Origin of the sequence: Ilumatobacter nonamiensis YM16-303, from assembly GCF_000350145.1 — a bacterium.
GTDB lineage: Bacteria > Actinomycetota > Acidimicrobiia > Acidimicrobiales > Ilumatobacteraceae > Ilumatobacter_A > Ilumatobacter_A nonamiensis.
The window spans coordinates 1-7,935 of the sequence record NZ_BAOL01000269.1 but is presented as its reverse complement, the minus strand read 5'-3'; the positions used below and the strand labels follow the sequence as shown (position 1 = coordinate 7,935).

Sequence of the window (7,935 nt, the reverse complement as noted above, 5' to 3'; positions counted from 1 at the left end):
GCGCTCCGTGCGCGAACTGTTCACGAGAACCTGTCGGTGTGGAGCAGGCGGTCAGGTGGTCGGCGGGTCGAGCGAGTCGACGAGCGCGCGGATCATCGATCGCATCGCATCAGGGTCCGCGAGACGATGACCGGCGAGCGTGTCGCCCGGTCCGATCTTGATCGCCACGTCTCCCGGCCCCAGGCGCGCGAACGCGTCCTCGTCGGGAACGTCGTCGCCGACGTAGACCGACGACGCGGGATCGATCTCCTTGCGCAGTGCGTCGAGGCCGGTGCCCTTGTCCGCCGGCCGCGTCATCAGCTCGAGCACGTTGCTTCCCTCGTGGACTGCGTGACCGACGAGGCGTCCCTGCTCGGTGCGCGCCCAGTCGAGCGCCGCGTCGCTCAGGTCGCGGTCGGCTTCACGCACGTGGACGACGACGCTCGTGGGTTTGCGCTCGACCCACGCGCCGGTCCCGGCTCTGCGGGCGGCTTCACTGACCAGTTCGTCGAGCACGTCGAGCCGTTCGGATTCCTCGGCGGTCAACTCCGGCTGCGCGACGCCACGTTGCTCGGCGCCGTAGCTGCCCCACACCTGGATCGCCGCGTCGAACTCGAACTGCGCGAGCCCGTCGAGTGACCGGCCGGACAGGATCGCGACCGTCACGCCATCGACGTCGGCGAGGCGGGCGAGATCGGGGCCGAGCCCGCTCGTGAGGATCGAGTCGTCGGCATGGTCGGTCAGCGGGGCGAGAACACCGTCACAGTCCAGGGCGAGCAGCAGCGGACGTTCCAGTGCAGCGACCAGGCGCGCGAGCTCGACGGGTTCGTCGGGCATGGACGGGGCAGGTGTCGAGTCGGTCACGACCGTGTCCCCGCCGCGTCGAGTGCGGCGAGGAAGCGATGCGCCCAACCCTGGACGTCGCTCTTGCGGATCTGGTCGCGCAATCCGGCCATTCGCTCGCGCCGCTCGTGGCGGTGCATCTCGACCGCTTCGACGATCGCATCCTGCAGGGCGCGGTCGTCGTGTGGGTTGACGAGCACGGCATCGGTCAGCTCGTCGGCGGCGCCGGCGAACTCGGAGAGCACGAGCACGCCGTCGCCGTCGATGTGCGCCGCCGCGTACTCCTTCGCAACCAGGTTCATCCCGTCCCGGAAGGGAGTCACGAGCATGACGTCCCCCGCGCGGTACAGCGCGACGAGGTCGTCGTACGGAAGCGTCTGGTAGAGGTAGTGGACCACGGGCAACCCGATCGAACTGAACCGGCCGTTGATCTCGCCCACGAGGCGTTCGATCTCGGCACGTTCGTCCTGATACGCCTCGACGGCCTCCCGAGTCGGTGTGGCGACCTGGACCATCACGTTGTGCGCCGGGTCGAGTCGGCCGTCTTCGAGGAGCTTCGCGAAAGCTTTCAGTCGGAGGCCGATGCCCTTCGTGTAGTCGAGTCGGTCGACGCCGAGCATCACGACCTCCGGGTCGCCCAGTCGGGCACGGATCTGGCTCACCTGGCGGCGGGTGGCTCGTCCGGCGGCCATCGCCTCGACCTCGGCGACGTCGATCGAGATCGGGAACACTCCGGCCTGGACCTCTCGGCCGTCGTAGAACACGCTGTCGTCCGCATGCTCGGCGTCGAGGAGTTGGTGGGCGGCGGCGACGAAGTTGGCAGCGCCGGTCGGGCGTTGGAATCCGACGAGGTCGCAGCCGAGCAGACCCCGGATGATCTCGGTGCGCCACGGCAGGCGTGTGAACAGCTCGACCGGCGGGAACGGGATGTGGAGGAAGAAGCCGATCGTCAGGTCGGGGCGTTGTTCGCGGAGCACGCCCGGCACGAGTTGCAACTGATAGTCGTGGATCCACACGACCGAGTTCTCCGGAGCGATGTTCGCGAGCGTGATCGCGAACCGTTCGTTGACGGCGCGATAGGCGTCCCACTGCTCGATGCTGTACGTCGATTCCCGGAGCGCGTCGTGATACAGCGGCCACAGTGCATCGTTGGAGAAGCCCTCGTAGTAGAGCTCGATCTCGTCGGCGGTGACGGCGACCGGGTGCAGGTCGACACCGTCCACGGTGAACGGGTCGGCTGCGTCGTCGGGGTCGCCGGTCCATCCGACCCAGGTTCCCCCGCTCTCACGCAGCATCGGGTACAGCGCGCGGACGAGGCCGCCGGGCGACGGTGTCCATCCGTGGTCGTCGGTGCGCATGACCGGAAGTCGGTTGGCGGCGATGACGATCGGGCGGTCGATCGGAGGTGCGTCGGGGCTCTGCTCGGAAGCGTCGGGTTGGCTGGGCGGCGGTTCGTCCATGTCGTCCCCAGGATGCCACGCCCGGGCCGTGACGTCACGGGCGTCCGCACCGCGATCACACGGTGTCGAGGGCGGCGGCGAGGTCGTCGACCAGATCGGCCGAGTCCTCGATGCCCACCGACAGACGGATCAGGTTGTCGGGAACCTCGAGCGGCGAACCGGCGGTGGACATGTGGGTCATCGCTCCCGGGTGCTCGATCAGGCTCTCGACGGCCCCGAGCGACTCGGCGAGCGTGAAGATCGACGTGGCGTCGGCGACCCGCATGGCGGCCTCGCGCCCGGCGGCCACCTGGAACGACACCATCCCGCCGAAGTCGCTCATCTGTTTCGCCGCAGCCGCATGACCCGGATGGTCGGGTAGCTGCGGATACAGCACCCGCTCGACCGCCGGATGACCGACGAGCAGATCGACGATCGCCCGCGCGTTCTGACAGTGACGATCCATCCGGACGGCGAGGGTCTTCACACCGCGCAGCACCATGTAGCAGTCGAACGGTGCGGGAATGGCACCCGCCGCGTTCTGTGTGAATGCGATCCGTTCGGCGAAGCCGTCGTTGCTCGTCGCCACGAATCCACCGACGACGTCGCTGTGCCCGCCCAGGTACTTGGTTGCCGAGTGCACGACGATGTCGGCGCCCAGGGTGATCGGCTGCTGGAGGTACGGCGTGGCGAAGGTGTTGTCGACCACGACGATCGCGCCGCGTTCGTGTGCGATCTCGGCGATCGCTTCGATGTCGAAGCAGGTGAGCAGCGGATTGGTCGGCGTCTCCAACCAGACCATTCCGGTGTCGTCGGGCCACTCGGCGCGCAGTGCGTCCACGTCGGTGAGGTCGACCGCGGCCCACGGAATGCCCATCGGCGTCCACACCTTCGAGATCAGCCGGAACGTTCCGCCGTAGGCGTCGTTGCCGAGCAGCACTCGTCGACCGCCCGTGTGGTGCGGTGGGGTCAGCAGGCGCAGGACGTTGTCCTCGGCGGCGAGTCCGCTGGCGAACGACATGCCGTAGCGCGCCTGTTCGAGCGAGGCGATCTGTGCCTCCATGGCCGATCTGGTGGGATTGCCGGAACGCGAGTACTCGAAGCCCTTGTGGTTCCCCACGCCGTCCTGCGCGAACGTCGTCGCCAGCGAGATCGGCGGGATGACCGCACCGGTGGTCGGATCGGGTTCCTGCCCGGTGTGGATCGCCCGCGTGGAGAAACCGGCGAGGTCGGATTGCTCGTCGACGTCGCCCATCACAGCCCCGCCTCGGCGGCTTCGGCGACCGCCGTGAAGTACGACAGCAGGTCGCTGCGGGTCAGGACGCTGAGTGGACGACCCCCCGACAGCACGAGCAGCGCCGGTGCCGTCTCGAGCATCGACACCGCGAGTTCGACCTTCTGGCCGACGCCGATCGTGGGTAACTTGCCGCTCATCACCTTCTCGACTGCGGTGTCCATCGCCCCCGGGTCGCGGTGGATCACCTCCATCAACTCGAGTTCGTCGACCGAGCCGGAGACCTCGGCGTTCGCGAACGGTGGCGTGTTCTTGCAGACCGGGAGCTGACTCACCCCGTTCTCGCGCATGATCTCGATCGCGTCGCTCACCGGTTGCTGAGGGTTCACGTAGAGCAGGTTCTCGATTGACGCGTTCCGGGTGTCGAGCACGGCGCCGACGCACTGTTCGCACTCCTGCACGAATCCGAAGTTCATCATCCAGTCCTCGTTGAACACGGTCGACAGGTACCCGCGACCGGAGTCGGGATTGAGCACGACGATCACCGCATCGTCGTCGGCGGCATCGGCGACCTTCATCGCCGCGGCGACGGCCATCCCGCCGGACCCACCGATGAGGATCCCCTCGGTCTCGCTCACGTAGCGGGCCGTGAGGAAGCTCTCCTCGTCGCTGATGGGGATCACGTCGTCCCAGAGATCACCGTCGTACGCGGCCGGGAAGAAGTCCTCGCCCACTCCCTCCACCAGGTACGGGCGTCCGGAGCCACCGGAGAACACCGACGCTTCGGGGTCCGCTGCGATGATCTGGATGTCGGGGTTCATCGACTTGAGGTAGCGCCCCACGCCGGTCAGCGTTCCGCACGTGCCGGCGCCGGCGATGAAGTGGGTGATGCGACCGTCGGTCTGGCGCCAGATCTCGGGGCCCGTCGTGTTCGTGTGGGCCACGGGATTGTGCGGGTTCTCGTACTGGTTCGGTCGGAACGCGTTGCGTTCCTGAGTGAGCCGTTCCGCAACCGAGTAGTAGCTCTCCGGGTCGTCGGGAGCGACGGCAACGTCACACACGACCACCTCGGCGCCGTACGCGCGCAGCAGGTCGACCTTCTCCTTGCCGACCTTCGTGGTCATGACGAACACGCACTTGTAGCCGCGTTGCGCCGCGACGATCGCCAAACCGACTCCGGTGTTCCCGCTCGTCGGTTCGACGATGGTCCCGCCCGGCTGGAGTTCGCCACTCGCCTCGGCAGCGAGGATCATCTCGAGCGCAGGACGGTCCTTCGACGATCCGCCGGGGTTCGTGACCTCGTGCTTCATCGCGAGCACGCAGCGGATGCCGCGTTCCTCGCTGACGCGCTTCATCCGGACCATCGGCGTCTCGCCGATGAGGTCGAGAACCGAGTCGGCGATCTCGGTTCCGTCGAGTGAGGGATGGCGGATCGACGCGTCGGGCATGCCCGAAACCTACGCCACGGAATCGTCCGGCAACAGGTGTGGAGCGTGTTGAGCCAGATGTGCGACGAGCTCGCCGGCGGACGGGTTGACGATGCCGATGCCACCGATCACCACGGTCGGGACGGTCTCGTTGCCGTTGGCGATGGAGCGGACGACGTCGGCCTTGCCGGGCTCGTCCCAGATGTTGTGCTCGATGCGCTCGACTCCGAGTTGGTCGAGCTGTCCACGGAGCGAGGAGCAGAAGCCGCACCCCGGTCGCCAGTAGAGGTCGATGTGGGTTGCTGACTCGGCACTGCTTGCGGTCATGCCGTCACGTTACCGACGTGGTTGCGATCGCAATCGTGGCCGGGGGCGGGTTTCCGTCACGCCGCGCCGCTTCGCCGGGTGTGCCAGATGATTGGCGCGCCGACCGGAACATTGGCTGCCATGATGAACGTGTGTCGCATCTCGGGTTGGTCACGGTCGTCGTCGATGAGTACGACCGCGCGATCCGTCACTACGTGCAGGATCTCGGCTTCTCGCTGGTGAGCGACATCGAGGAGGAGAACAAGCGGTGGGTCGTGGTCGCGCCGCCCGGGACCGAGCGGGACCGGCAGGCGACGCACGTGCTGCTCGCCGAGGCGACGTCGGATGAGCAGCGTTCCCGGATCGGGAACCAGACCGGCGACCGGGTCTCGTTCTTCCTGCACACCGACGACTTCGACATGGACCACATGGCGCTCAGCCAACGCGGTGTCGCGTTCCAGGAGGAACCACGAGACGAGCCGTACGGGCGGGTCGCCGTGTTCTGTGACATCTTCGGCAATCGGTGGGATCTGATCGAGACCGTCGGCCACGGCGACTGACACCGGACCTCGATGGACGAGTTGATCCGCCGGATCGGCGACGCTCTCGACCGGTCCGTTCTGTCACTCCACCGTCTGTCGGGCGGCGACGTCGCCGAGGCGTTCCGCGTGGAACTCACTGACGGCGACCGGGTCTTCGCCAAGACCCACGCCGCGCCGCCACCTCACTTCTTCCCGACCGAGGCGACCGGACTCGGTTGGTTGCGTGAAGCGGCGGTCGCCTCGCATGCGCCGATCGCCGTGCCGGGGGTGCTGGGCGTGGCGGAGGATCTCCTGGTCCTCGAATGGATCGACGAGGCTCCGTCGGCGCGATCGACCGAGGTGGATCTCGGCCGGGCGCTCGCTCGCATTCACCGCGTGGGTGCGCCCTCGTTCGGCCGTTCGGACCGTCGCACGACGGGAAGCCGTGCACTCCCGAACGAGCCGTGTTCGAACTGGTCGGAGTTCTACGCGGTCAACCGTCTGGAGCCGCTCGCTCGACTCGCCCGCGATGGTAGGGCGTTGGACGAACGTGCAATCGGGCGGCTCGACGCGATCGCCGATCGACTCGCCTCGTTCGATGCTGCCGACGAACCACCGGCGCTCCTGCACGGTGACTTGTGGGCCGGGAATCGACTCGTCGGTTCCGGTGGAGTGAACTGGCTGATCGACCCGGCCGCACACGGAGGTCATCGTGAGTTCGACCTCGCGATGATGGCGTTGTTCGGCGGTTTCGGCGACGAGTGCTGGACGGCGTACGACGACGAGTACCCGTTGAGTCCCGGATGGCAGGACCGCGTCCCGCTGCATCAACTCGCGCCGCTCGTCGTCCACGCGATCAAGTTCGGGAACCCCTACCCGGTCGCGGTCGATCGCGCCCTCGACGCGTGTGACCGTCTCTGAGGCCCCGGCCCGACGGATGCTCGAGCCCGATTCGTGCCGGGTGCGAGACGAATCGGGGTCGAGAACATGCCGCACCCCTCGGCGCGTCGGTCGAGCGGTGGCAGACTCGGGGTCATGAGCGCTCCGTCTCTCGACACCTCCGTGTATCTCGATCGCGTGCACCGTGTCCGGTCGGCGATGGTCGACCGCGACGTCGATGCCGTGCTGATCTCGGTCGGCCACGATCTTCCGTACCTCACGGGGTACACCGCGATGCCGCTCGAACGACTGACGATGCTCGTCGTCCCGCGAGACGGTGAGGCGTCGCTGCTGATCCCGGAGCTCGAGGCGGCTCGCGTGACCGAGCAACCGGGCGTGTTCGACCTCGTGCCGTGGGGGGAGACGGACGATCCCGTCGAGATCGCTGCCGGCTTGGCCCGGGCTCCGCAACGGGTCGCGATCGGCGACCAGATGTGGGCGCGTTTCCTCGTGGAGTTGCTGCCGCATCTTCCCGGCGTCGAGTACACCCGCGCCGTCGACGTCGTGGGAGCGCTCCGCCGCACCAAGGACCAGGCCGAAATCGACGCGCTCGCCGCCGCGGGGGCCGCGGTCGACCTGATCGCCGGCGAACTCCAGCGCGGCGAGATCCCGCTCGTGGGACGGACCGAGGCCGAGGTGTCGGCACACCTGGGGCGCCGAATCGTCGAGGAGGGTCACCAGAAGGTCAACTTCGCGATCGTCGCGGCGGGGGAGAACGCTGCCAGTCCGCACCACCACGCGGGTGACCGCGTGATCCGGGAGAACGAGATCGTCCTGTGCGACTTCGGGGGGACGATGAACGGCTACTGCTCGGACACCACCCGGTGCGTCGTCACCGGCGAGATCCCGGCCGACATCGCCGAGGCGTACGCGGTCCTCCACGAGGCGCAGGCCGCGGGGGTCGCGGCGGCGACGGTCGGGACCCCGTGCGAGGACGTCGATCGGGTCACCCGCAAGGTGATCGCCGAGGCGGGGTACGGCGAGTTCTTCATCCACCGCACCGGACACGGGATCGGACTCGAGGAGCACGAGGACCCGTACATCGTCGAAGGCAACGATCTGCCGTTGGCTGCGGGTCACGCGTTCAGCGTCGAGCCGGGCATCTACGTCCCGGGCAAGTGGGGGATGCGGCTCGAAGACATCGCCGTCGCCACCGACGACGGGCCGCTCCGCCTGAACAACTCCGACCACGATCTCATCTCCGTCTGATCGAGCCACCGTGCCATCCGGTGTCAGACACCCGATGG

Annotated in this window: 8 protein-coding genes; 3 read left to right on the top strand and 5 right to left on the bottom strand. The window is 67.8% G+C overall.

The window, feature by feature from the left end:
• Positions 1-51: 51 nt before the first annotated feature.
• From otsB to ON45_RS19360, 5 genes are read right to left on the bottom strand one after another with little or no spacing between them, the layout of a single operon-like run.
• Entirely contained in the window at positions 52-843 is a 792-nt protein-coding gene (gene otsB, locus ON45_RS23275; RefSeq protein WP_051063427.1) for a trehalose-phosphatase, read from the bottom strand.
• A complete protein-coding gene (locus ON45_RS23270) occupies positions 840-2,282 on the bottom strand; it encodes an alpha,alpha-trehalose-phosphate synthase (UDP-forming) (RefSeq protein WP_158412536.1) in 1,443 nt (480 codons plus the stop codon). The genes otsB and ON45_RS23270 overlap by 4 nt, the downstream gene beginning before the upstream one ends.
• 55 nt (positions 2,283-2,337) lie before the next feature.
• Positions 2,338-3,516: a cystathionine gamma-synthase gene (locus ON45_RS19370; RefSeq protein WP_040496221.1), complete on the bottom strand. Its 1,179-nt coding sequence runs from the start codon at positions 3,514-3,516 to the stop codon at positions 2,338-2,340.
• Entirely contained in the window at positions 3,516-4,943 is a 1,428-nt protein-coding gene (locus tag ON45_RS19365) for a cystathionine beta-synthase (RefSeq protein ID WP_051063424.1), read from the bottom strand. The genes ON45_RS19370 and ON45_RS19365 overlap by 1 nt, the downstream gene beginning before the upstream one ends.
• 9 nt (positions 4,944-4,952) lie before the next feature.
• Positions 4,953-5,249 (bottom strand): glutaredoxin domain-containing protein, encoded by a 297-nt coding sequence (locus tag ON45_RS19360; protein ID WP_040496220.1) that lies wholly within the window; start codon positions 5,247-5,249, stop codon positions 4,953-4,955.
• A gap of 131 nt (positions 5,250-5,380) precedes the next feature.
• Between ON45_RS19360 and ON45_RS19355 the strand changes: the two genes are divergently transcribed.
• The 3 genes from ON45_RS19355 (at position 5,381) to ON45_RS19345 (ending at position 7,897) form a co-directional block, all read left to right on the top strand.
• On the top strand, positions 5,381-5,788 hold the full coding sequence (locus tag ON45_RS19355) for a VOC family protein (protein ID WP_040496219.1): 408 nt from the start codon (positions 5,381-5,383) through the stop codon (positions 5,786-5,788).
• Positions 5,789-5,800: 12 nt separating this feature from the next.
• Complete coding sequence (locus ON45_RS19350) at positions 5,801-6,670, top strand: fructosamine kinase family protein (protein WP_040496218.1); 870 nt, start codon at positions 5,801-5,803, stop codon at positions 6,668-6,670.
• Between the two features lie 114 nt (positions 6,671-6,784).
• Positions 6,785-7,897: a M24 family metallopeptidase gene (locus tag ON45_RS19345; RefSeq protein ID WP_040496217.1), complete on the top strand. Its 1,113-nt coding sequence runs from the start codon at positions 6,785-6,787 to the stop codon at positions 7,895-7,897.
• The last annotated feature ends 38 nt before the right edge of the window (positions 7,898-7,935 follow it).